Annotated in this window: 24 protein-coding genes; 7 read left to right on the plus strand and 17 right to left on the minus strand. The window is 68.8% G+C overall.

All coding sequences use genetic code 11. The features are described from left to right. Positions 1-102: 102 nt before the first annotated feature. The gene (locus FCH28_RS14740) at positions 103-657 is read right to left on the minus strand and encodes a hypothetical protein (protein ID WP_342781625.1); all 555 of its coding nucleotides are present in this window, start codon (positions 655-657) and stop codon (positions 103-105) included. A 470-nt stretch (positions 658-1127) separates the two neighbouring features. Here FCH28_RS14740 and FCH28_RS14745 point away from each other — a divergent pair, with 470 nt between their 5' ends. Beyond that, positions 1128-1328: an EF-hand domain-containing protein gene (locus tag FCH28_RS14745; RefSeq protein ID WP_136740317.1), complete on the plus strand. Its 201-nt coding sequence runs from the start codon at positions 1128-1130 to the stop codon at positions 1326-1328. A 351-nt stretch (positions 1329-1679) separates the two neighbouring features. Further along, positions 1680-1979: a DUF6506 family protein gene (locus FCH28_RS14750; protein WP_136740318.1), complete on the plus strand. Its 300-nt coding sequence runs from the start codon at positions 1680-1682 to the stop codon at positions 1977-1979. Between the two features lie 87 nt (positions 1980-2066). Here the strand turns inward: FCH28_RS14750 and FCH28_RS14755 are convergent, their stop codons facing one another. From FCH28_RS14755 to FCH28_RS14770, 4 genes are all read right to left on the minus strand, one after another. Further along, positions 2067-2894 carry a methyltransferase domain-containing protein gene (locus tag FCH28_RS14755; RefSeq protein ID WP_136740319.1) on the minus strand — a complete coding sequence of 276 codons (828 nt, stop codon included), beginning with the start codon at positions 2892-2894 and terminating at the stop codon, positions 2067-2069. Between the two features lie 173 nt (positions 2895-3067). After that, positions 3068-3505: a sulfurtransferase TusA family protein gene (locus FCH28_RS14760; protein WP_246102850.1), complete on the minus strand. Its 438-nt coding sequence runs from the start codon at positions 3503-3505 to the stop codon at positions 3068-3070. Continuing rightward, positions 3502-4377, minus strand: a complete 876-nt coding sequence (nadC, locus tag FCH28_RS14765) for a carboxylating nicotinate-nucleotide diphosphorylase (RefSeq protein WP_136740320.1) — start codon at positions 4375-4377, stop codon at positions 3502-3504. Before nadC ends, FCH28_RS14760 begins: the two co-directional genes overlap by 4 nt. Before the next feature lie 210 nt (positions 4378-4587). Then, positions 4588-5406, minus strand: a complete 819-nt coding sequence (locus FCH28_RS14770; protein WP_136740321.1) for an alpha/beta fold hydrolase — start codon at positions 5404-5406, stop codon at positions 4588-4590. A 147-nt stretch (positions 5407-5553) separates the two neighbouring features. Between FCH28_RS14770 and FCH28_RS14775 the strand changes: the two genes are divergently transcribed. Then, positions 5554-6468 carry a LysR family transcriptional regulator gene (locus tag FCH28_RS14775; RefSeq protein ID WP_136740322.1) on the plus strand — a complete coding sequence of 305 codons (915 nt, stop codon included), beginning with the start codon at positions 5554-5556 and terminating at the stop codon, positions 6466-6468. Between the two features lie 178 nt (positions 6469-6646). Here FCH28_RS14775 and FCH28_RS14780 read toward each other — a convergent pair whose 3' ends face one another. Beyond that, on the minus strand, positions 6647-7609 hold the full coding sequence (locus tag FCH28_RS14780; protein ID WP_136740323.1) for a quinone oxidoreductase family protein: 963 nt from the start codon (positions 7607-7609) through the stop codon (positions 6647-6649). 420 nt (positions 7610-8029) lie between these two features. Here FCH28_RS14780 and FCH28_RS14785 point away from each other — a divergent pair, with 420 nt between their 5' ends. Next, positions 8030-8785: a DUF6333 family protein gene (locus FCH28_RS14785; protein WP_222852423.1), complete on the plus strand. Its 756-nt coding sequence runs from the start codon at positions 8030-8032 to the stop codon at positions 8783-8785. Positions 8786-8815: 30 nt separating this feature from the next. Here the strand turns inward: FCH28_RS14785 and FCH28_RS14790 are convergent, their stop codons facing one another. Next, complete coding sequence (locus FCH28_RS14790; RefSeq protein ID WP_136740325.1) at positions 8816-10594, minus strand: TlrC/CarA/OleB/SrmB family ABC-F type ribosomal protection protein; 1779 nt, start codon at positions 10592-10594, stop codon at positions 8816-8818. 509 nt (positions 10595-11103) lie between these two features. After that, positions 11104-11475, minus strand: coding sequence for a winged helix-turn-helix transcriptional regulator (locus FCH28_RS14795; protein ID WP_136740326.1), 372 nt, complete (start codon positions 11473-11475; stop codon positions 11104-11106). A gap of 84 nt (positions 11476-11559) precedes the next feature. Between FCH28_RS14795 and FCH28_RS14800 the strand changes: the two genes are divergently transcribed. Further along, entirely contained in the window at positions 11560-12474 is a 915-nt protein-coding gene (locus FCH28_RS14800) for an NAD(P)-dependent oxidoreductase (RefSeq protein WP_136740327.1), read from the plus strand. A 135-nt stretch (positions 12475-12609) separates the two neighbouring features. Here the strand turns inward: FCH28_RS14800 and FCH28_RS14805 are convergent, their stop codons facing one another. From FCH28_RS14805 to lepB, 5 genes are all read right to left on the minus strand, one after another. Beyond that, positions 12610-12840 (minus strand): ferredoxin, encoded by a 231-nt coding sequence (locus FCH28_RS14805; protein ID WP_246102852.1) that lies wholly within the window; start codon positions 12838-12840, stop codon positions 12610-12612. Positions 12841-12844: 4 nt separating this feature from the next. After that, complete coding sequence (locus tag FCH28_RS14810; RefSeq protein ID WP_136740328.1) at positions 12845-14089, minus strand: cytochrome P450; 1245 nt, start codon at positions 14087-14089, stop codon at positions 12845-12847. A gap of 451 nt (positions 14090-14540) precedes the next feature. Then, positions 14541-15377, minus strand: coding sequence for a DUF4097 family beta strand repeat-containing protein (locus tag FCH28_RS14815; protein WP_136740329.1), 837 nt, complete (start codon positions 15375-15377; stop codon positions 14541-14543). Positions 15378-15551: 174 nt separating this feature from the next. After that, the gene (locus FCH28_RS14820) at positions 15552-16085 is read right to left on the minus strand and encodes an Arc family DNA-binding protein (RefSeq protein ID WP_136740330.1); all 534 of its coding nucleotides are present in this window, start codon (positions 16083-16085) and stop codon (positions 15552-15554) included. 299 nt (positions 16086-16384) lie between these two features. After that, on the minus strand, positions 16385-17137 hold the full coding sequence (gene lepB / locus FCH28_RS14825; protein WP_136740331.1) for a signal peptidase I: 753 nt from the start codon (positions 17135-17137) through the stop codon (positions 16385-16387). 219 nt (positions 17138-17356) lie between these two features. Here lepB and FCH28_RS14830 point away from each other — a divergent pair, with 219 nt between their 5' ends. Then, positions 17357-17830, plus strand: a complete 474-nt coding sequence (locus tag FCH28_RS14830) for a cupin domain-containing protein (protein ID WP_169314158.1) — start codon at positions 17357-17359, stop codon at positions 17828-17830. Positions 17831-17886: 56 nt separating this feature from the next. Here the strand turns inward: FCH28_RS14830 and FCH28_RS14835 are convergent, their stop codons facing one another. After that, positions 17887-18303 carry a hypothetical protein gene (locus tag FCH28_RS14835; RefSeq protein WP_136740333.1) on the minus strand — a complete coding sequence of 139 codons (417 nt, stop codon included), beginning with the start codon at positions 18301-18303 and terminating at the stop codon, positions 17887-17889. Between the two features lie 478 nt (positions 18304-18781). Here FCH28_RS14835 and FCH28_RS14840 point away from each other — a divergent pair, with 478 nt between their 5' ends. Continuing rightward, on the plus strand, positions 18782-19132 hold the full coding sequence (locus FCH28_RS14840) for a GYD domain-containing protein (protein WP_246102854.1): 351 nt from the start codon (positions 18782-18784) through the stop codon (positions 19130-19132). A 10-nt stretch (positions 19133-19142) separates the two neighbouring features. Here FCH28_RS14840 and FCH28_RS14845 read toward each other — a convergent pair whose 3' ends face one another. The 3 genes from FCH28_RS14845 to FCH28_RS14855 all read right to left on the minus strand — a co-directional run bounded on the left by FCH28_RS14845 (position 19143) and on the right by FCH28_RS14855 (position 23982). Continuing rightward, positions 19143-20522 (minus strand): amino acid permease, encoded by a 1380-nt coding sequence (locus FCH28_RS14845; RefSeq protein ID WP_136740334.1) that lies wholly within the window; start codon positions 20520-20522, stop codon positions 19143-19145. Positions 20523-20809: 287 nt separating this feature from the next. Further along, on the minus strand, positions 20810-22000 hold the full coding sequence (locus tag FCH28_RS14850) for an META domain-containing protein (RefSeq protein WP_136740335.1): 1191 nt from the start codon (positions 21998-22000) through the stop codon (positions 20810-20812). Then, complete coding sequence (locus FCH28_RS14855) at positions 21931-23982, minus strand: phage holin family protein (protein ID WP_246102855.1); 2052 nt, start codon at positions 23980-23982, stop codon at positions 21931-21933. The genes FCH28_RS14850 and FCH28_RS14855 overlap by 70 nt, the downstream gene beginning before the upstream one ends. Between the last annotated feature and the right edge of the window lie 151 nt (positions 23983-24133).

Genomic DNA, 24133 nt, shown 5'->3' on the forward strand with positions numbered 1-24133 from the left:
AGCGGGACTCAGCCCGAGCTGCGCTGATGGGGCACAGACAGCGGCTCGTGGTGATGCCAGATCAGGAACCGGTCTTCGCGACGGAGTTCCGCGATGCCCCACTCAAGCCGGATCACGCCTCTGTCCATGGAGCAGGCGTAGGCGACGAGAACGAGACCGCGTCAGGGGCAGTTGCCCTAGATCGCGATGCACCTCGGCCTCTGTGACGTCTTCGAGGCCCAGATCGAGTTCGCCTTGCATGGGCTCCGGCCCGTGCCGACGTATCAGGTCGGCACGAAGGCCGGCTGCACGCCGCAGTCGCGCTGCGGTCACCGGCACGTCTGTCTTGGCGTATCGGATGGGGTAGATCACGTGATCGGCGACGATCATCACGGTTCGGCCCTGAAGGCGGACGGCCGTGGCGCCGGAAAGATGCTCAAGGCCGGCGGCCAGTTCCTCGAACTGGACAGCATGCAGACCGTGTCCGTAGGCCTCGAGGGTCTGCGTGTGTACGCCCTGATGGCCGTCCCGCGCTCTCTCGTGTGCTCGCGTCAGGCACACAGGTATCACTTCGGCGAGTGGTCCGGCCAGATCGGCGAATGTCTCACGCGCCCAAGGTGTCGACGAAGTCACGTAGTACCGCCCTTCCCCTCCAGGCGCGCAACGCCAGAGCAGCATGCGAACCACCGTGGGGTACAGCCGACGAGGCGGGCAAGTGCGCACGAGGGGCGCAGCGACGCAGCGCGCCACATCAGCGGCTGAGCACTGGTGCGTCGCGCGCAGTTGCCGATGCCGGCTGAAGTCGGCTGGCCCTGCACATGCGCCGGAAGCATGCAGACCGGCGGTTGCGGGTCGGCATCACCGACGGCTGTGCGGCTGCGCGAAAGGGGGCCTGGACGACGTCCGGCTCGCAGGACGAACACGGTCGCGGCATGGTGATCACCCACATTATTGCCACCGCGTACGGCACCCGCAGCCACGAGGACGACAGCACGCACTGGGCCCCCGCCACGACGGAGAACCCGGCTTCCAGGCCCGCTGGCCAGCCGTCACGAATCACCTGAACGCCGATCCGGCCGCCCGTGCCTGCCACGCGTGATCGGTCGTTAACTCACGACCAGTACCTGCGATTTTGAAGGAGACCCCAGATGAATGCCGACAAGCGCGCAGCCTTCAACGAGATCGACACCGACGGAGACGGATTCATCACCGCCGACGAATTCAAGGCGTCTCTCCAGACCGACAGCGGGAAAGTCTCGGACAAGAACGCCGAGATGATCGTTCGGATGGCCGACGAGAACGGCGATCAGAAGATCAACTTCGACGAGTACACCAAGTTCGCCCGCTGAGTCGGCATACGAGGGCGGCCCCGGTCTCATCGGACCGTGGCCGCCCTTAGCGCTGCTATCCGGCCGCGTGCAGCCCGAGCGGTCTTCTGGCGCCGTCTCGCCCGTCAGGCAGCCCTCGGCGCCGCCGGTGCGGCCGGTTCGGGGGGCGTGAGTCTTCTGTTGTGGTGGCTGCGGGGAAGCTAGGGCATAGCCGATGGGCATGCGTGGACGCGGCGAAGGTTGCCGCTCCCGGTTCGCGCCGGGAATTCGGAGTGAGGCGCGGATCACCCGCAGCGTCACCTCCGATCCGGGACGCCCCCGTCCCGGTTCTGCTTGGCTGGTGGCTTCGACGATCACAGGGGGTTTTCCCAAATGGCGCTCACACACTGGGGATTCATCTACACGGCGGCCGGCAGTTCCGAAGGCGGCGATGTCAGTGTCGTGGACACGGGTAAGTGCCGCACCGTCCTTGTGGGGGTGGCGAAGCCCGAGGAAGGGGTCGAGGTCGCGCGGCGTCTGGTGGGCGAGGGCGTGCAACTGATCGAGCTGTGCGGAGGGTTCGGGCCGGTTTGGGCCGGCCGCATCATCGAGGCGATCGATGGTGCGGTCCCCGTGGGCACGGTCGGCTACGGGCCTGAAGCAGTCGATCAGGTGCACGCGATCTTCTCCTGATCGCAAGCCGCCCCTACTTACGGGGGGAGGCGGCCATCTGGATCCGTAGCTCCGCCCCACCACACGATCCCGGCTCGGGACAGGTCCTCAGGATCCGTCCGCCGGGCGGCGGCCCCAGGCGGAGATCATCGGCGCGGTGGCCAGATCGAGGCCGCCCGCGGCGAGGTTGGCCAGGTGGCGGTCGACCTCCTCGTCAGTGGCCAACCCCGCGGCAACGAGCTTGTCGCGGAGCTGGCGGACGGTGGCCTCCTCCAGCACGGTGGACGCGGGTGAGGTGACCGGGAAGTAGCCATCGGCCTCGACGTCGGCGAGTCCGGCCTCGCGCAGCAGCCGCGGCAGCTTGCGCCCGTACGCCAGGTCCGCTCCGCGCTGCCGCAGCAGCTCGCGGAAGCCACGGCGCAGCCTGTTGGCCAGCTCCTGCTCGGGCCCGTACTCGTCGGGGCAGATCAGCGGCTGCAACGCCGTGTCGCCGTCCTCAAGCACCAGCCACCCTCCGGGGCGCAGCGCCTCGACCATCGACCGCAGGGCCTTGTCGCGGTCGACGACGTGGACCAGCACGAGCCGGGCGTGGATCAGGTCGAACGGTCCCCCGGCCGGGGGTGCCTCGGCCGCCACGTCGTGGCGCAGCACCTCGAAGCCTGCTTCCTCTTCCTTCCGCATCCAGGAGGTGTCGATGTCGGTGGCCACCACATGCCCGGTCGGGCCGACGCGCTCGGCCAGCCAGGCCGGCACCGTGGGCCCACCGGAGCCGATCTCCCAGCATCGCCACCCCTCGCCGACCCCGACCGTCTCGAAGTGCCGGAACGTCGACGGGTCGAAGAGCGCCGACAGTGCGGTGAACCGCTCCCCCGCCTCGGCCTGCCGATTGTCCAGGAGGTAGCCCTCGTCGAAAGTGTCCCGCGTTTCCCGTGCCACGGTTCCATCAACTCCTCTTCCCTATCGGTAAGTTCCGCAGGCGCAGCTGCCCCGGCAACCGGCGCCGCGCCCGGGTTCCACCGGGGCCCAGACCGATCACGGAGAGACGCCCTTGCCCCGCATCTTGATCACCACTCGGGGCGGGCCCCGGCACTTCACGGCCACGGCCAGTGTCAACGCTCCGGCGTGCTCGGGCGCCAAGGGGCGTCGGGGCGAGTCGGGCGTGCGTCGGCGGAGAGCCTGAGCGCGTAAACGCTGCTGTCCGTGTCGTCGAGGACGGGTCCTAGGTGGTGATGGTGATGGCCTGTCATTCCGAGATAGTGATGGCCCGTCATATGGCACCAGGCAGGCAAGCCGAGCGGGGCGGCGGGATCGGTCGCGATGACATGTACGACGGTGTTCGGCTCGGCTTGGGCGATCGCGGCCCGGAGCCGTATGAGGAGCGTGACACAGAGCAGTCCGGTGCCGTCGACGATGATGTCCGCTTCCGGGGCGGGGCCGGGCTCGGCCGGGGATGGGTTCCCGCCCGGCTCGGCCGGGGATGGGTTCCCGCCGGGCTCGCCCGGGGATGGGTCCCCACCGCCGGGCTGCGTCGGCGATGGGTCGCTCACGGCCGGGTCGTCCCGATCAGCAGCATGCTCAGGTCCAGTCCGGGGGCGCTGTGCGTCAGAGCGCCGACGGAGACCATGTCCACACCGGCCTCGGCGATCGGCCTCAGCCGCTCCGGGGTAATTCCTCCGGAGGCCTCCAGGACGACTCCGTGACCAGGGGCGATCTCCTGCCGGGCCTGGACGACCTGCCTGATCTCGGCCACCGTCATGTTGTCCAGCATGATCCAGGGCACCCGCGCATGCAGCGCCTCCACCGCTTCTGCCACGGTCTCCACCTCGACATCGATGAGCATGTCGCGGCCCTCGGCGGCCATTCCGGCGCGGACCGCGTGGATCGCCGCGGCGACGCCGCCGGAAGCCGCGATGTGGTTCTCCTTGAGCAGCACCATCGCCGACAGATCGAGCCGATGGCTGCTGCCGCCCCCGGAAGCGACTGCGTATTTGTCGAGAGCTCGCAGCCCGGGGGCCGTCTTGCGGGTGTCGAGGACTTTGACACCCAGGTCGGCGACCAGGTCGACGTACTTCTTCGTCAACGTGGCTATGCCGCAGATGCGTTGCAGGAAGTTGAGTACGGTGCGTTCCCCGGTGATCAGGCTGCGCGCCTCGCCCGTGAGGCGGACCACCGGCTCGCCGAGTGGGACGAGCGTCCCTTCCGGGACCAGTTCTTCCACCTCGACCGTGGGGTCGAGCCGGCCGAACACCTCGGCAACGATCGGCAGCCCGCTGATCACTCCGGCCTGCTTGGCCTTGATCTCGGCCTTCGCAGGCAGTCCCGCGGGCACACTCCAGCGGGTGGTGACGTCATCGTGGGCCCCGTCCTCGGCAAGTGCGAGCGCGACGGCCTCACGGGCCGCCGATAAAGGGAAATCCATGGCTTCCTCACTTCCGCCCGGCTGCGTGGGAGCCGGTCTGCGCACCGTGCAGCAGTGGTTGTCAACGGTCACGGTATTTCCAAGGACTTCAATGAACACGGTATTCCCCGGAGTTCAGGGGAGCCGTTCGGGGAGCCTGAAGAACCGGGAAGGGACAGTCATGACGATCGTGGCGATCGTGACGTGACGGTCGTGATCGTGACGGTCGTGTCAGGCGGACGGGGCCGCTTCGGTGGCCAGGCGGGCGAGCACGGCGCGGATCAGGGCGTTGACCACGGCAGGCTGTTCCTGATGCGGCATATGGCCCGCCCGCTCGATCACATGCAACTCACCGTACGGAGCCAGCTCGGCCAGCGTCCGGGAGACCTCCAGGGGGATCTCGGTATCGAGCCGGCCGTGCGCGAAGAACACGGGGACCGCCAACCGGCCAATCGTCTCGCGCATGTCGTGCGACGCGGTATCGGCGAACAACTCGTCGATGAACACGCCTGATTGAAGGATCCGCTGTACGGTCTGCCGCGCCAGGTCCGGGTCCGCTCCGGGGCCGAACCACCGTGGGACCCAGTCGGCCAGGGCCGCCGCGCGATCGGCGGCGAGTGCCGTCCGCAGCGAGCGTACGGGCTCGGACATGCCCGCCTGGCTCAGCCAGTAACCGGTCCCATTGACCGACACGACACCGGCCACCCGCTCCGGCGACCTGAGCGCCCCCTCCAGGGCGAAGTTCGCGCCCACCGAGCTGCCCACCAACAGGGCCCGGTCCAGCGCCAGTACGTCCATCAGGCCCAGGATGTCGGCAACGTTGGCGGCAATCGTGTTTCCGGCGGCGGGCTGGTCGGTGCGGCCGCAGCCCCGCCAGTCCACGGTCACCACTCGGTGGTCGGCGGCCAGATCGGCCTCCTGGGCGTCCCACACCCGGCCACTGGTGCCCCAGCCATGCAGGAACAGCACCGGCATCCCGGTCCCATGGGCCCTATCAGCCCCCTTGTCCGTGTGGAACAGCCGGATCCCGTTCACGGTGGCGTACGGCATCGTCACGCCCCTCTCTCGTGTGCACCGCCCCCTGTTGGCCGCGGTGTTGAGCAGGGCCAGTTCACCGCGGTGCCACGTCCCGACCAAGACCCACTTCACCCGTACTCTCATCACGAACCGTGATGAATTTGGAGAGGGGAGGCGGGAATGGAACTGCGCCAGGTCCGCTATTTCGTAGCCGTCGCCGAAGAACTGCACTTCGGCCGCGCCGCCGAGAGACTGCACATCGTCCAGCCGACCGTCAGCCAGCAGATCCGGCGCCTGGAACGCGAACTCGGGCTGGACCTGTTCGACCGCACCACCCGCCAGGTCACCCTCACCGACGCCGGCGCCGCCCTTCTACCGCACGCCCGTACCATCCTGGCCTCGGAACAAGCGGCACTCCACGCGATGGCCGGCCTTCGGACCACCAAGTCCGCAGTACTGCGCATCGGCACCAGCGTCGGCCTCGGAGCACGCCTCGAACACATCCTGACGACTCTGACGGACCGCTCCCCGGAACTCACCGTGGAGCTGGTGAGCTCCACATCCACCGCCCGACTGCAGGCCGTACGCGACGGCGAACTGGACGCGGCCTTCGTCCGCGGACTGACGCACAGCCCCGGCCTGGACCTCATCCCGGTCTGGAAGGACGCCCTGGTGGCGGCGCTCCCCGCCACGCATCCCCTGGCCGCCCACCCCACGGTGCCCCTCGCCGAACTCGCCGGCATCCCACTGCGCATCGTTCCCCGCGAGGCCAACCCGCAACTCGTCGACCTGGTCACCGGAGCGTGCAGGAACGCCGGGTTCGAACCCGTCCTCGGCCCCGCCTTCACCACCGACCAGGACACCCTCGCTGCCATCGCGACCGGCAAGCCCAGCTGGACCGTCTTCTACGCCGCCCAAGCCCAACATCTGCCGACCGGCCGCACCGTCTTCCGCCCCTTCGCCCCACCCGGCCTGACCGCCGAAACCTGCCTGGCCGTCCACCCCGCCACGCCCGCACGCCGTCTGAGCGCCCTTCTCGACGCCTGCCGCACTCCGGATACCAACAGCGCCGCCCCCGATGCGGGAGCGGTCTGAGCGCTCTGAGCGGCCTGAGCACCAGCACCCGACCTGATACCGAACGGTCGCACAACAGCTGAGGTACCTGCCATATCTCGGACTGGCGGGCTGGCGGGCTGGCGGACTGGCGGACTGGCAGGCAGTCATCAATCCCCCCACCAGCCAAAACAGTTCGGCTACGGCACGAGATCCAGCTTCAAGGACGGAGAACCAGCTTTCCCTTCGTGCGGCGGCCGAGCATGTCCTCATGCGCCTCACGAGCACGCGCGAGGTCGTACTCTCCGCCGACCAACGGCCGCAGGCGACGCCGCGCAGTGAGGTCGAGCAGTTCCTCCAGCGCCGCACCACCGGCCCCGTCCCGGGCAATGAGCGGAACGATCCAGAAACCGGCAACGGTGATGCTCTCCACCGCGAGCCGGCTCGGCGAAATTGCAGAGGCCTGCTGCCGCGACGAGGCTCCGTAGGTCACCAGCCGGCCGAGATATCCGAGTGTGTCCAGGGCGGAGTCGAGGACGGCACCACCTATGGCGTCCAGGATGATGTCGACCGGTCGCCCGTGATTGGCATCGAGGACCCGCTCCCGGTAGCCCTCCGCCTCGCCGTCGATCGCCGCGTCCGCGCCGAATTCGAGGGCGGCGGCGCGCTTCTCGTCGGACGATGCCGTGGCGATGATGCGCCCCGCCCCGAACTCCCGAGCCAGCTGAACGGCGAGGCTGCCCGTCCCACCCGCGGCGGCATGCACCACGACGCTTTCGCCGACCCTTATCCGCGCGACCGACCGCAGCAGATGCCACGCCGTCAAACCCTGTATGAGCACGGCCAACGCCTCACCCGCGCCGACACTCTCCGGTAAGGCGACCAGGTCTCGGTCGGCGACCACCGTCTTCGCGGCGTACCCACCCTGCGCGACGTACCCGAGGAACCGCCGTCCATCTGCACCCCGGCCGACGACCTCCATGCCGGGAACATGCGGCAGCGGCACCTTCGGCGCGTACGGACCATCGGTGTGCTCGCCGGCGATCTGCTTGATGTCACCGAAATTCACCCCGGCGGCCTCCACCTCCACCAGGGTCTCCCCCACCCCCGCCACCGGCTCCGGCACATCAGCCTCCACCAGGACCTCTGGACCACCGAACCGCTCGAACTGCATCGCACGCATAGACACTCCTCGGACACATGCCGATCACCAGCCTCGCCAACGTACGCGCACCAGTCGCTGCTTCCGCCGCCCGAGCCAAGAACAACGACACCACGCCGGCCAACGCGCCTGCGGCGGAGCCGCAATCGCCCCCTGAGCAGCCACAACATGGTGCTCCGTGGTTGCAGTGTTGGTTGCATTCGCCGGCGCCCGGCACCGTTCAACCTGGATGAGGCAAGGCAGAAGGTCACCATCGTGGTCATGGACGCGGACAAAAACCCGGTCCGGGCGGATTCGGCTGCACGGCATTCCGTTGGTCAGATTCCCGCATCCTTCACACAACTAGAGCTACAACTACAGCTACAACTACCGCTACAACTCGGAAGCTTGGCGATTGCCGCTCCCACCCAGTGCGTTGAGGCCGCGGATAGGCTCGGCGGTATGAGTCCCATAGCCCCCGAGACGCAGGTGGATCCGCGTCACAGCGGTCACGCGCACCTTGTCGTCGTCCATCCCCCTTTCCCGGCCCCGCTTCTGCCCCACGATCGGCCGACTGCTGTTCCCCACGACCCGGCGGCGGCCAGGGCAGCCGTGCTGTCCCTGCATACCGTGTCCACGATCGTGCGCGAGGACGCCCCGTCCCGGCTTGAGCATCCGGGACACGCGGCCAGCCGGGAAGAACTGGACTGGGTGTGGGCCTCGGCCTGGGGTTCCACAGTGAAGATCAGCGATCCGGCTCTCGTCGATAACGGGATCTCCTCGGCTCTGGAGGACGAGTTCGAGGCGCAGAAGACGAAGTACCCGGACGCCAGGATCATCGCGGTCTGCGAACGAGACTTCGGGGCCTCCTACGCCAAGGTCCTCGTAGCCGTGCCCGGTGCCCCCGACCTGACGATCGATGGCTGGGATGAGCTGGAGGTCATCGGCGGCGACCGGCGTGCCACTCTGGCTGCCATGGGGATCGACGCGGATCGCTCGGGCGAGGGACACGACGTCGCCGACGAAGCGGACGACGAAGCGGACGGCGAAGAGCACGATGAAGAGGACTTCGACTATCACGGCTTCCTCCACGTGCTCACCGGCGGGGCCCTGTCCGTCTACGCGGGTGAAAAGCGCTCCGAGTCGGCGTTCGCCGTCGAGCGGAGCAAGGAGGGCGAGGGCAACATCTACGAGGTCTGGTTTCCCGAGGTCGAGTAGCGGCCTCGGGCCCATGGGCAGATTCCCCGACTACGGCCGGATGTAGGCGACTTGACCATCGTGCAGCGCGAGGTGGGAGCCGGTGAACCGGGAGCGCATCCGGCGGTCATGAGTGACGACCACCAGAGCGCCTTGGTAGTCCGCCAGTGCTTGTTCCAGTTCCTCGACGAGCGCGGGAGCCAGGTGGTTGGTCGGCTCGTCGAGCAGCAGCAGATCTGTCGGTTCGCTGACGAGCCGGGCGAGTTCGATCCGGCGCCGCTGCCCGTACGACAGGCTCCCCACCCGTAGCCGCAGCTCCGCCGGACCGAACAGGCCCAGTGAGAGCAGCGCTTGAGCGTGCTCGTCCACCGTGCCCACCCGCCCCTGGGCGAACGCCTGCAACACGGTCAGCTTTGGGGCCCAGGGCGTCCCCTCCTGCCGTAAGTGTCCGACGCGACCGGGCACACGTACCGAACCGCCATCTGGCCGCAACTCCCCTGCCAGCACCCGCAGCAGCGTGCTCTTGCCGGCACCATTGGGGCCGGTCACCAATAGTCGTTGGGTGGCCCCCAGGTGCAGCGCGGGCAGATGCAGCCGATCGCCGAGGTGCAGGTCGACGACCTCGGCCGCCATCCGAAGTGACTGCTCCCGCACCGCCGGCATTTCCCGCGCGCGCCCGTCCGCGGTGGCGATACGGTCCGCGGTCGCGATGCGGGCGGTGAATACGAGCGGGGCGGGTGGCGCCGCGACGGGGTCGTCCGTCAGCCGTTCAAGGCGTGCCTTGGCGTTGCGGATACGGCCCATCGCGCCGTGCCCGCGGCCGCGCGACCGGAAGGCGCCATGGCCGAAGACGGCGAACGGCAGCTTGCGCGGCATGTCGTTCAGCCGCGCCGCGTTGGATTCCACCAGCCGCCGGTTGCGGGTCAGTTCGGCGCGCCACTCCTCATACTCCCGCAGTCGGCGCCGACGCTCCGCTTCCTTCGCGGCGAGATAGCCGTCGTAGCCGTCGCCGTAGCGCGAGACCGTGCCGGAGTCGACTTCCAGGATCGTGGCGGTGAGCCTTTCCAGGAACACGCGGTCATGGGTGACCGCGACGACGGTGCCGCGATGCGCGCGGAGGTGCGCCTCCAGCCAGCCCACGGCCTGGTCGTCCAGGTCGTTGGTCGGCTCGTCCAGCAGGAGCAGTTCGGGCTGGGAGGCGAGTGTGGCGGCCAGCGCCAGACGGGACCGCTCGCCGCCGGAGAGGGTGCCCAGCCGCCTGCCGCGCGCCAAATCCGGGAGTCCGAGTCCGTGCAGGGCGCTGTCCACCCTCGCCTCGGCCGCGTACCCGCCGCGCACCTCGTAGCGCTCGACCAGCTCCGCGTATGCCTTCAAGGCGGCGTCGAGCTCGGCTCCCGCGGCCCCGCCGCTCAGGTCGGCCTCGGCACGGCGCATCCGCGCTTCGAGGTCACGCAGTTCGGCCAGGGCGAGATCGATGGCGTCCTGGACGGTGGCGTCGGGTGGCAGCTCCAGGGTCTGCGCGAGGTAGCCGGTGCCGCCGGGCGCATACACCGTCAACTCGCCGTTGTCAGCGGCTAGTTGACCGGCCATGAGCTTCAGAAGTGTGGACTTCCCCGAGCCATTGTCGCCGACGACACCGACCCGCTCGCCCGGCTTGACGGCGAAGGAGACCGCATCGAGGACGACATGGTCGGCGTAGCGCTTGGTGACGTCGTGGAACGCCAGCTGTGCGGGTGGGACGGGGACGGGGACGGGGACGGGAGTAACAGTGGCGGTGATAGTGGGGGTGGCGGTGGCTGTGGGCGACGGCGTGGGTGAAGAGACGTGCATGGAGATACCCCCTGTTGTCGGCGGCAGAGCCGAGCGGGTCGGGTGAAGGTCAGATGAGGTCGATGACACGTCCCGCGTACCTGACGGGTCCTACGGCGGCGCCCAGCAAGCGAAGTTGGGCGCCGAAAGGCGCAGCACGGTACAGACACACGGGAAGGCAGCGATGACGGCAGTGACGGCGGAGCTCAGCTCGACGCGGTCACTCGCTTGGCAATCACAGGAACAGGGAACCCATGCGCAGCACCTTACGCGTCAGGAATCACCTTGGCAAGACAGATCGTCTCGTCTCGCCTCGTCATGTCTCGTTTCGCGATCGGCGTCGGCGGCCTGCCTTCCGACGCCCGGCAGCTCCTGGAGCACGGGCACGCCCGCGTGCCGTAGCCCAAGGCCCTCGACCAACTGACCGCCATCGAGGAGGAGATCAGCGATCAGTGTCTCGTCGGTCGCCCGCGCCACTCCGCCGGTGGCGGAGCGGCGCGTACGCATTCGCTTGGTGGCCGCGATGCCGCCTAGCCGTGCGAGGTCTCGGCCACGTCGACCACTTCGAGGCCTTCGCGACGCGTTCGTTCACTCCCCCAGGCGCCGAGCGGCGCGAGCGCTTGATTGAGTGTGTGCCCGTGCTCGGTCAGGGAGTACTCAACCCGTGGCGGCACCTCGGCATAGACCTCGCGGTGCACGAGTCCGTCTTTCTCCATCTCGCGCAGGTGCTGGGTCAGCATCTTCTCGCTCACTCCCGGCAGACCGCGACGGAGTTCGGCGAAGCGGCGTACGCCATGGGCGTCGAGTTCCCAGAGGATCAGCCCCTTCCACTTGCCGCTCACCACGTCGAGCGCAGCGTCGATGCCGCAGATGTAAGGCCCGCATCTCGGCGCCTTGGCCATCAGTGACCCCCCTTACAAAAAGGTAAGTACCGCAGAAAATAGTGGGTACTTCCGAGACTAGCGGCACCCTCCGAGCATGGAGGGGTGAACGAAAAACCGAACCACAGCACCCAGCAGGACAGTTCAGTCACCGTGATCGGGCTCGGCCCGATGGGCCAGGCGATGACCCGTACCCTCCTCGCCGCAGGCCACCGGGTCACCGTCTGGAACCGCACCGCCGGCCGGGCCGACGGCGTCGTCGCCGACGGAGCCACGCTCGCGGCGACACCCGGCGAGGCGGTCGAAGCGAGTGACCTCGTGATCCTCAGCCTCACCGACTACCAGGCGATGTACGACATCCTCGACACCGACAGTGCCACCGCATCGCTCGCCGGCCGGACGCTCGTCAATCTCAGCTCGGACACGCCCGACCGCACACGCAAGGCAGCAACCTGGGCGGCGAGCCACGACGCCGCCTTCCTCACCGGTGGTGTCATGGTCCCGGCGCCGATGGTCGGCACGGAGGCGGCCTGTATCTACTACAGCGGCCCCGACGAGGTGATGGAAAATTACCGGGCGGTGCTGGCGCCCATCGGCACGCCCAAGTATCTGGGCGAGGATCCGGGCCTCGCCCAGATGATGTACCAAGCCCAACTCACGGTGTTCCTCACCACCCTGTCCGCGCTGATGCACGCCACCGCGATGCTGGGCACCGCAGGAATGAAGGCCAGGGAGGCACTGCCGGAGTTGCTCTCCTTCACCGACTCGATCGGCGCCATCCTGAGCGCCGGCGAAGAGACTCCCGGCGCCGCGCTGGATGCCGGCGAGCATCCCGGCGACCTCAGCACGGTCATCATGATGGGCGCGACGTCCGATCACATCGTCGAGACCAGCACGTCACTCGGCCTCGACCTCGCCCTCCCCCTGGCCGTGCAGGCCCACTACCGGCGCGCGATCGAGAACGGACACGGCAGCGACAACTGGACCCGCATCATCGACGGCATCCGAGCGCCGCGCTGACCAAACGCGGGACTGGCAGGGGCATTTCCCTTTCCCCGGTCGAGGTTGAGCACTGCTGCTGTTGCTGTCCGCGGCAGGCGTCGTGGACAGCAACAGCCTGGCGACCTGTCGCCGCCGGGGGCTGCGGTCCTCCCCTCACTGCTGGTGCGTTGTCGTGTCGGTGGCGGTGACGGTGATGGCCGCGGCGGGGCAGAGACCGGCCGCGTGGCGAGCCGCGGCCTGGTGGGCGGGTGCCGGCTCCGTGTCGAGGACGACCACCCGGCCTTCCTCGTCGTCCTGGTCGAACACCTCAGGGGCGGTCAGTGCGCACATCCCGGCGCCGACACAGCGGTCACGGTCAACGGTGATGGTCAGGGTGACAGCCATCGGGCTACTCCTTGTCCCACGTGACGGGAAGGCTCTGTACGCCGTAGATGCCAGGGTTGGCGCGCAGCGGTACCTCCTCGGGAGGAACGGCCAGCCGCAACGTCGGGAAACGGGTGAGCAGCGCCGGGAAGGCAACGCTCATCTCGACGCGGGCCAACTGCTGGCCCAGGCACTGGTGGGCGCCGTGGCCGAAGGCCAGATGGCCGATGGCCTTGCGGTGCAGATCGAGGCGGTCGGGCTCCGGGTACTTCGCCGGGTCGCGGTTGGCTGCCTGCAAGGAGACGACGATCACCTCACCGGCCTTGATCAGCCGGCCGTCGATCTCGATGTCCTCCAGCGCGACCCGCAACATCGGGTCGGCGATGGTCAGATAGCGCAACAGCTCCTCGACGGCCTGGCCCGCAAGGCTCGGATCGCTGCGCAGGGCGGCGAGTTGGTCAGGGTTGCTCAGCAGCGCGAAGGTGCCGAGCCCGAGCATGTTGGCGGTGGTGTCGAGCCCGGCCGCCAGCACAAGAAAGCCGACACCTATCAGTTCCTCGTCGGTGAGGTCGCTTTCGGTGAGGTCGCTGAGTATGTCGTCGGTGGGTTCGGTGCGCTTGGCGGCCACCAGCTGTGTGAGGTACGCCTGGATCGCTGTGTAGGCGGCCATCTTGTCGTCCAGGTTGTCCGAGTTGAAGATCGTCGCGGCCTGTTCCTGGAAGGAGTTCCGGTCCTGGTACGGCACCCCCAGCAGCTCGCAGATCATGATCGCGGGGATGGGCTTGGCGAACGCGCTCACCAGGTCCACGGCCGTCCCGGCCTTTTCCATGGCGTCCAGGTGGTCAGCGGTGACCTGCTCGACTCGCTCGGTGAGCAGTCGCATCCGGCGGACGGTGAACTTGCCCGCCAGCAGCTTCCGGTAACGGCCGTGCTGTGGCTCGTCCATGTGGAGGAACTCGCCGGGCGCCGCCGGAGGCATCTCCATGTCGCCTATGTCCATGTGCGGGTCGTGCATGAGCTCCTTGCGGGAGCTGAACCGCGCGTCGGCCATGATCGCGCGGCACACGGAGTGGCCGGTGGCCAGCCAGCCGATATGCCCGTCAGGGAAGCGCAGCCGGCGGAGCGGCTGTTCGTCGCGGTACTGCGTCAGCTCGGCGGGCGGGTCGAAGGGGCAGCCCTTGCGGCGGTCGGTCGGCAGCGTCACCGGCTCGGAGTGCTGCGCCAAGTCGGGGGCGGGGACGGCGGGGTTCGCCGAGGGGTCGTCGTGCATGGTGTCCTCCGGTGTTGAGTGCTGAGCAGCAGTACGTGGTGAGCGCTGAGCGCGGAGCACTACGTCGCGATTGCTGAGTGCTGAGTACTGAGCGCTGGGTACTGAGGGCACGGTGAAGTGCGGTGAACATTGCGGTGGAACGTGACGCGCGGTACGGCGGACGGGCAGGCCAGGTGGAGGTGATCTACCGGTGATGCGCTGCCGGATGATGTGCCGTACGGGGTGAAGCGCTGAAGCGCGAAGTGGCTTACGCGGTGGGCCGGTTGCGGCTTCGCGTCGCGGTTGAAGGCCAAGCGGGCCAGCCGTAGCGGGCCAGGGTGAGCCCGACGGCTGCGTGAAGTGCTGTGCGGGCGTGGCGTGGTGCGGTGTGGCGTGGTAGTGAGCGGCGGATCGCGTGGTCGGAGCCGCCGCTGAGGTGGTCAGGTGACCAGGTGACCAGGTGACCAGGTGGTCAGGCGCGGCGGATGGTGATGTTGCCGACGCCGGTGTTGGCGCGTACCTCGACCTTGTTGGCGGCGTCGCCGGGGCCGTCGGACTCGCCGAGGGTGTTGTGCACACGGCCGACCCGGGTGTGGACGTCGAGCCAGGCGGCGGTGGACTTGCGGATGCCGACTTCCAGGTCACCGGCGGCGGCCTGGAGCGTGATCTGACCACGCGCCACGTCGCCGATCTTGACCGCGCCATTGGCGGACTTGGCCTCGACCGAGGCGTGCGCGATGTCCACGGCGATGGCGCCGTTGGAGGAGTTCGCCTTCAGATCGCCGGTGATCTCACCGATCACCGTCTCCCCGTTGCCGTTCTTGACGATCGCCGCGCCCGCGATCTCGCCGACGTCGATCCGCCCCGCCCCGACCAGTTCGGCGTCTCCCCTCACACGGTCCACACTGATCGCGCCGTGACTGGTGCGCAGATTGACCGCTGCCGCCTCCTCGACCTGGATGGCCCCCAGCGACGTCTTCAGCCGGCACTCCCCCAGACGGCCTTCGCACACGAAGTCCGCCATGGGCGTGGTCCCCAGGACATCGGAGTCGACCGGCAGCTGCACGGTCACCTCGATCGAGCCGCTCCTGCCGAACAGAGAGCGCTTCTTGGGCCCCTTGACCAGCAACTTACCGCCCGAGCAGGTCACTTTGGTCTGCTCCGCGGCCCGTACGTCGGCCTCGTCGGCGTCGTTGCTCGGCAGCACCTCGACAACGGTGTCGGTGCGCTTGCTCGCGATGATCCGGGCCGACCCGCAGTCGAATTCGAGGGTGGCGACGATCGGTTCGGGCGTGTCGAAAACTGGCATGGCTGTCCCGTCCTCATGGCTATGTCTACGTTCCCGCTGGTCAGGCGGGCGAATAAGTACTGAGCTTTGAGCGGTACCGAGCTGGTGCGTGGCCCTTGGCCGGCGCGCGGTGCCGAGCCGGTGCGTGGCGCAGGGTTGGCGCCTGGTGCCGTGGTTGGTGCCGGTGGTGCCGGGCTAGCGGACCCAGCCCGTGAAGCCCTGCTGCCCCCGAGCCCGGCGGCCGGCCGCCGGGCGAGCCCGCTCACCGGGCTGCTCCAGCGCGTGGGCGACGGCCCGCACCAGCCAGGCATTGACCGACAGGCCCTCCTGGCCGGCAACCTCCTCGACCCGGGCCTTGAGATGAGCCGGAAGCCGGAAGTTGATACGCGCGGTGCCACCCTCCTCGGCATCCGCCACAGGCACCGGCACAGGCACAGGCGCCGGAGCGCTCTCGCTCTCCCCCGCCTCCTCGAACGCCTCGTACCCCGGCGGCGGTGTCACCACGAACTCCGGATCCAGCCCGCGCAGCCGTACGTCGACCGAGCCCGGCACCAGATCACGGGTGACCTCACCCATCGCGGCGGACAGCGCGTTCAGCAAGGTCAGCCGGGCGGCCGACTCCAAAGGCGCGGTCAGCCGCTCGGCCAGGGCACGGGCTTCGTCCCCACCGGCATCCGCGGCGACCGCGAGCTCATGCCGGAGGTTGTCGACGTAGGGCGTCAGATCCATGGCACTACCGTAACGCCACGATGGCGCCACCGCAAGCCGCCGTGGCACCACAGCGACTCTCATGGCGCCATGGCGATATCACGTGGGCGCAATACCGCGCCGGTGCGGCGGGTGAGTTACCCGCCCGCCGTCGCACAGACGATCCAGGTCACAGACGACAATTCAGCAGGCGGCACCCTCGTGGCCAGCACCCCGTCAGCCCAGCACATGGCACCAGGGTGGCGCCATACGGCTCACAGACGGCACCCGCAAGCCACCCCCACGGCGCGTCGACCAGCGCGAAACAAGCCCGCTCGCTGCTAACCGAATGTGTCCGGGACGGGCAGCGTGTCCCAGCGTGTGACCGGCCAGGCGACGACGATGGCGCGGCCGATGACGTTGTCGACGGGGACGAAGCCGTGGTTCTTGTCGTTCTGGTGGTAGCGGGAATCGGCCGAGCGCTGCCGGTGGTCACCCATGACCCAGATCTTGTCTCTGGGGACGGTGACCGTGAACTGACCACCGTGGTCGTCGAGGCTGCAGGGAGTGTTCCCGGCGAAGACGTAGGGCTCACGCAGCGGCTTGCCGTTGACCTTCACCGGTCCCGCGCCCTGACACTGAACCGTGTCGCCGCCGACGGCTATGACCCGTTTGATCAGGTCCCGCTCCCCCACGGACGGCATCAGTCCGACGGAACTGAGCACCGTCTGCACGACGTTCGGGCGCGGCGTCGGCTCGCCGGCCAGCCAATTGTCCGGGTCGTGGAAGACGACCACCTCACCACGGCTCGGCTGCGATCCGAACAACGGGCTCAGCTTGTCCACCAGAACCCGGTCACCTCGCTGCAGGGTTTTCTCCATCGACTCCGACGGGATGGAGAATGCCTGCACCAGAAAGGTCTTGACGAGCAGCGCGAGCACCAGTGCCACACCGAGAAGGATCGGCACCTCCTTCCACAAGGATCGGCGCTTCCCGGGCTTTCGACCCGGCGGGTCGGCGCGCTCCTCGCCGTCGGCATGTGAGACCGCATCCGGCTCGGCCACCTGATTCCCCACACAAGCTCCACTGCTCATACCGTCGCCTCGCCCCCTCGGGGCCGTGCAGCCCCCATCCCACACAACGAACGGGAGTTCCCGGCACGAACGGGTGAATATCCGGGCAGCGAGCCAGGCCTCCGATCCCACTCCCCGCCGGCAGTCCGGCAGTCCGGCAGTCGTACCCAGATGGAGGCTTTCCGCTCTGCCGCGCGGCGGGAAGACCTCGGGGAGGGCCACGAGGCAAGGAGCGATCGCATGGCGAAAAACACCGTCGTACGCCACCGCGGCGATGGGAAGGCGTTCTGGATGCTGGACAGCCTCTACGAGGTCAAGGCGTCCGGCGAGGAGACCAATGGCGCGATGACCATCATGGAGATGACGATCCCGGAGGGGATGGGTCCACCGCCCCACATCCACCCCGGAACCGAGACCGTCTATGTCATCGAGGGGACGCTGCGCATGCACCTCGGCGACGAGGTGGTCGAAGGACGTCCCGGCTCTCTCTTCCATATCCCTGAGGGGACGTTGGAGCGGTTCGAGCCCACCAGCACGGTGCGTCTCCTGGTCACCTACACGCCGGGCGATCTCGACAAATTCTTCGCCGAGGCGGGTGAACCGACCCAGCGGCACGAGCTGCCGCCGCGGTCGGACTCTCCGCCGGACGTCGATCGCTTCATTGAGATCGCCAAACGGCACGGCGTCGAGATGAAGCCCATGCCTGAGGACTAGAGAGGCAAGGCAACGGTCGGTCTGCCCTACCGGCCGCAGCCGAACTCAGACCGCCGCTATGAGCGTGCATGGAGGGTCATAAAGGAACGCCGCTCGATGAAGTGGTCGAAGGCCGGCTGCACCTCGCCCTCTACGAGATCGACGCCGCAGCTATAGAGCTCGGGTCGGTTCGACAGCAGCTCGAAATCCCGCATGGCGTCTTCGAACCGGCACACCACGCCCGGCTCGGAGGCGGAGTCGATGATCAGCGTGTGCCTGTGCAGAGCAACGGGCGTCTGACGAGCCCAGTTCACTACGTCTTCGTCCGAGACGCCGTCCAGCCTGAGTGAGTGGTGCGGCAGGTCTTGCCAGTCGATGCCGCCACCTCCCCACGGGAGCGTGCTGAGGTACGCATTGAACTGGGCCGACAGGGTCACGGGCTGCGGAGCCGCATCATGCTCATGGAGCCAGGAGCCGATCTGATCTATGCGCATCCTCAGGAGGCTAGTGACGACGCAGGGTGGCCGTCCCACCCGCTGTCACCTGGGGCGCGTCAATCGATCTGCCAGACTGGATCGATCATGCTGGCACCCGGGTGCAGGCATGACGACTGTGGCTCGCGCAACCACTCATGCAACCACTCACGCAACCGCTCGCGCAGCCAGTCGACCGGGGGGGGGAGTCCTGTGCAGGATTGGGATGACGACGCCGACTACCACGCGGCGGTTGGGCGGACATGGCTCACCGTGGTCATCGCTCTGGGCTGCGCCGGGGTCTTGGCAGGTGTCATCCTCGCCGGCGTACTCGGATTCTTCGGGCTCTCAGACCTCTTGTCGATCGTCTCCGATTGATGCCGTTGATGCCGTCGGTGCCGTCGGTAGCGGCGTTCCGCACCCCCGCCCCCTAAGCCGTATGGCGGCCGTCCCCGCGACGGTCGGCGTCGGTCGGCAGGAGGATGCGGATGAGGGGTGGATGCCGAGACGCACATGGAAGGCGGAGACCATGCCGAAATACCTCTTCAGGGTCAGGTTGACCGTGGATGGACTGAAGGGCCTGATCAAAGACGGCGGCAGTGCGCGCCGCGACGTCGTCGAGCGCATGGTCCAGGGCCTGGGCGGTCGGCTCGAATCGATGTACTGGGCGTTCGGCGAGGAGGATGTGTACGCCACGGTGGAGCTGCCGAACAACACCTCCGCCGCCGCCATGGGTCTGGTCACCTCGGCGGCCGGTGGTGTGCACACGAGCACCGTGGTGCTGCTGACCGCCGAGGAGGTCGACGAGGCGGTACGCCAGAAGGTGGAGTACCGGCCGCCGGGCGCATGACGCCCGCGAGCTACCTGACGCCGGCCGGGGTGGCGGGAGCGGTCGGGGCATCTCCCGACGACGCATCCCCCGACGGCTCATCCTCCAACGGCTGCTGCCCGCGTCGCGCCTCCCGCCGGGCCGCCATCCACGCGTACACCAGGATGCCCGCGAAGAGGAACAGAACGCCCTGGTAGATCGCGGCGTAGCCGGCGCCCGCCACGAGCCAGAAGGTGAAGCCGAAGGCGATCAGGGCGAGCGTCAGATCACGGGCGAAGAGGGCCGGGCGGACCTTGTCGCGCCGGCCGGTGAGCAGGAAGTAGACCTGCGCGCCGGCTGCCAGCAGATACGGGACGGTCGCCGAGAAGGTGGTGATCAGGACCAGGATCTCGAAGACGCCGCCGGTGCCCATGAGGTAGTTGATGACGGTCAGGGCGCTGGCGAGGACGGCCGCGGCCAGGACGCCGAAGGTCGGTACGCCGCGCCGCTTCGTCAGGAAGGGGGCGGGGAAGAGCCCGTCCTTGGCGGCGGCGTACGGGGACTGGGCGCTCATCAGCGTCCAGCCGTTGAGCGCGCCGATGATCGAGATGACGGCCGCGCCGGCGACGATGGTGCCGCCCCACTGCCCGCCGAACATCGCGTTCACCGCGTCCGAGAACGGCGCCGTGGACTTCACCAGCTTGTCGTGCGCGACGGTGCCGAAGACGGCGAGGGTGCCCAGGAGGTAGACGACTGCGGCGCCGATGGTGCCGAGGACGGTGGCCCGGCCGACGTTCCGCTCCGGATCGCGGACCTCCCCGGCGCTCATCGCCGCGGACTCCACACCGACGTACGAGTAGAGCAGGATCGCGGCCGCGGCCGACATACCGCCGAGTGCGCTGCCGCCGCCCTCGTTGAACGAGCCGAGGTTGTCCGGGTCGAAGAAGAACAGGCCGACGACGGCGATGAAGAGCAGGGGGACGAACTTGAGGACGGTGGAGACGAGCTGGACGGCGCCGATGTAGCGGGTGCCGGCGAAGTTCGCGAGGGCCGGCAGCCACAGCGCGCCCAGGGCGATGACGAGGTCGGTGCCGGGTGATGCGTGGCCGGGGAACAGCACATGGACATAGCCGACGGCGGCGACCGCGAGCGCCGCGTTGCTGACCCAGGTCATGGTCCAGTACGACCAGGCGGACAGGAATCCGGCGAAGTCGCCGAACGCCTCGCGGGCGTAGACGTACGGGCCGCCGGTGTCCGGGTGGCGTTCGGCGAGGCGGCCGAAGACCAGGGCGAGGGCGACGGCTCCGATGGTCAGCAGGCCGAAGGCGACGAGGCTGACGGTGCCGAAGGGCGCGACCGAGGCCGGCAGCAGGAAGATGCCGCCGCCGATGATGTTGCCCATGACCAGGGCGGTGGCGGTCGGCAAGCTCATCCGAAACGGCTTGCTGGCTTGATTGTGCAGGTCAGAGCCGGTCTCGGGATGCTGAGCGGCAGGGCTGCGGTGCATGGATGGTGCGTCTCTCGTCGTGCCGGGTGCCCGAGGTCGCCGGGCCGGAACATATGGTCACGGGCCGGGAGGGCTCGCTCCAAATCGCCGGGAATGCTCCGGTGGCGGGCACCTCAGGGCGAAGGATCTGCGGTTGGGAGGGCGCATGGCCGTAAGCCTCCGGCCGATGTGTTCGAGGGATGATCGCCTGGCTGAGCAGTACTGGCTACCGGCTACCGCTTTGCCGGGTCGCGGAACTCGAGACCGCTTGCCAGGTTGCTGTCGATGTCTTCGGAGAGGGACAGGGAATCTCCGCCATCCAGCACGGCGTAGCTGTATGTGAGAGATCGGTTCATCTCACGGATCAGGTGCGTTTCTCCCTCCACGTTCTCCGGGGAGCACGTCCGGTGAGTGGTGAGAAACGCATCGTGGAAGGTGACCTGGGGGCCGGAGAAGTCGGCCCGGCCGGTGAAGTCGTTGCAGCCGAGTTTGCCGCTCACGGCGCCGTTCGCGTGGAAGTCGTAGTAGACCTCGGCATCGTCCGGGAAGGGGTTGTGCCGGCTGTCGTAGTAGGTGAGGGCATCGAGCTTCCACCGGGTGCGGAAAAACCCTTCGGATCTGAGCTGTACCACGGTGATGGAGTCGCCCCGACGGTTCTTGAGGTCCAGCATCGTCCTTCCGTCCTTCCAGGGGTCGGGAGCCCGCGAGATGGTGAGCGGCCCGGTGAAGAGGTTCTTGAGCTGCTTCTCGAATTTCGTCAGCTCCTGCTCGGCGGACGCGTCCTGGGGGTCGCACGGGACGGGCTTGTCCGGTGATCCGGAAGCCGACGGAGACGGCGAAGCGGGCCGGGAAGGGGAGGCAGTGTCAGAGGTGTCGATGGAGTCGCCCACTGTCAGAGCGGTCGCCCGCATATCCGCCTTCACCCGGAACGGGGTGCATCCGTAGTTTCCCGACGCCGTGCCGTCGCCATGGAATTCGACCCAGGGCCTGCTGATCCGAGCGGCAGGAAGCTCTTTCTTGTCGACCACGATCCCCTGGATTTTCCAGAGCCCGCCGGACAGGAGCCCGCCGACACCGCCCGGCTTCTTCTTCGCGGCAGAGGCCGAAGCCGTGGGGTGCGCGGACGGATTGCCGTTCGTTCCCTCGTCCTCGGCCGGGGCCGCCGCGCACGCGGACAGCGTGAGGAGCGTCGCCAGCGCGGCTACGAGGAAGGCGGGTCTGCGGTGGAATAACTGCATGCCCGTCAGAACGTGAGGAAAATCAGCGGAGTTCCGGTTCCGGTTCGCCGGGACTGCGTCCGTCGGATTACGCGTCCCCAGGGACCCTGCGCACAGCGCCTGTCCCGGAACTGAAATCAGCGGCGCCGGATTTCGTCCGTCTCGGCGGAAAGGGGCTGCTGCGCCGCTGCCGCCTCCCGCAGCCATCGCCGCAGCACCCGGTGCACCTGTTCCGCGCCGGTGAGCAGCTCACCGTCCGCCGTGGGCGGGGTCAGTTCCATGGGCCAGAGGAGGAAGGGCCGGTTCTGTGCGCCGCCGAGCCCGCCGTGTGAGCCGATCTGTTCCTCGAAGGCGTGCACCGCGCCGGTCACCGGGTCGTAGGCGGAGTTGACCATGAGGTCGGCGGTATGCGGAAAGCGGTCGGTACGGCGTACGGCGTCGGCCGCGCCCTCGCCGAAAGGGGCCAGCGGGTCGGTGCCGATGATGCGGCCGCTGTCGAGACGGTGCTCGGCGCCGGCCGGGCCCAGCACCACCGCGCCGTGTTCCTCTGAGCGGACGAGGAGGAAGCCGATGCCTGGGTGGTTGGCGAGGGTGCCGAGGAGTGCGGGGTGCCTGCGGTCCAGTTCCTCGCGGGTGATCCGGCCGGGCGTGTCCGGGAAGGAGACCAGCCCGAGGTTTCCCGAGGCCAGCACGATGGGGTGCGGGCCGCCCGGCTCCTCCGTCCCCTCCGGGCGGTGCAGTGCGGCGCGCGCCGCCTCCCTCGCCTCGGCCCCGCTCGGCGTCCGCCCGGCGCGTCGTGGCACCGGCAGGCCGCACCCGGCGCGTACGAGATCGCCCAGGCTGAGCCCGTAGCGCTCCAGGAACGTCGCGCCGGGGCTCTGCCCGTGGTCGGAGAGCAAGACGATGCGGTACGGGCGCGGCGTGTGCCGGCCGACCTTGGCGATCAGCGCGATACAGCGGTCGAGGCTGCGCAGCACCTGATGGGTGTCGCGGTGCCCGGGCCCCGAGTGGTGCGCCACCTCGTCGTACGCCACGAAGTCGGCGTAGACGGCGGTGCGGCCGGCGAGCATGTCGCCGATGACGGCCGCGACCACCACATCGCGTTCGACGACGGTCGCGAAGGCCCGGAGGAAGGGGTAGAGCCCGCCCCGTTTGACCCGCGGCGTTTCGTGCCGGAAGCGGGACCGCAGCGATTGGACAATCTCGCGGACCACCTCGGCGAGGAAGGAGACGGCGGTGCGGGTGGCGTTGGCGGGGTCGGAGAAGTAGGCGAAGTAGCCGGCGCGGGAGCGGTTGTGCTTGTCGCGGCGGGCCGCCACCGACATGACCAGGGCGACCTGGCCCGCGCCACCGCTGAAGAGATTGCCGCGGCTGGCGCCGTCCTGGGCCAGCAGTCCGCCGTCCCCGGTGCGTTCGACGGCGCGCCGCTGGAGTTCGGCGGCACCGGTGGGCCGGTTGCTGACGATGAGGGCGTCGGTCTCCTTCTCGTACCAGCGGAAGGCGGGCAGATCCTCATTGCTGCCGTGCAGGATGCCGAGCTGGCTGGCGCCGGTCTGGCTGGACCAGTCCGTACGCCACGGGGTGAGGCGGTGGCTGCCGCCGGTCCAGCCGGCGACCGTCGCCATGAGCGGCCGGTCGCCGTGGGTCGCGGCCCGCAGCACGTCGTGGCCGAGGCCGTCGAGCTGGAGGAAGACCATGCCGGGGGTGCCGGCCCGGCTCCGCGCGGCGCGGCCGCGGCGGCCGGCGAGCCGCACCAGCCGGCGGCGGTACGCCTCGTCGTTGCGCACCGCGAGGAAGGTGGCGGTGGCCGAGGAGGCCGCGGACATCGCGGCCGCGACGATCATGGCGGTCTCCGGTGCGGCCTGCCCGCGCGCCCCCGGGATCAGATCGAGGGCGAGCAGGAGAAGGGAACCGTTGAGGAAGAAGACGAGCAGGCCGAGGACGAGCGCCGGCACCAGCAGCAGTGCCCGTACGAGGACGGGCCACACCAGGGCGCTGAGCAGGCCGAAGGCGCCCGCGCCGAGGGCGGCGGCGAAGGCGGTACGGGTGAGGCTGTCGCCGCTCGCGGACTGGAGCCGGAAGTCGGGCAGCAGGGCGGCGAGGACGAGCAGGGTGAGGCTGGACACCAGCCAGACCGCGAGCACCCGCAGCAGGGCGCCGCTCAGCGTCTTCCACCATGGCGTCCGCACGCCGTCCCGCCTCACGCTCCGGCCCGCGCCGGCCGCGCGGGACCCCCGATCAGCGTGTCATAACGTGTCACAAAAGGCGCCATTCGGGACTTACGCCCCGGTTGTCGCGAAGCGTTGCGTCGCGCCGAGCACCCAAGCCCCGCCCCGCCCC

Source organism: Streptomyces piniterrae (genome assembly GCF_005048155.1).
Taxonomy (GTDB): domain Bacteria; phylum Actinomycetota; class Actinomycetes; order Streptomycetales; family Streptomycetaceae; genus Streptomyces; species Streptomyces piniterrae.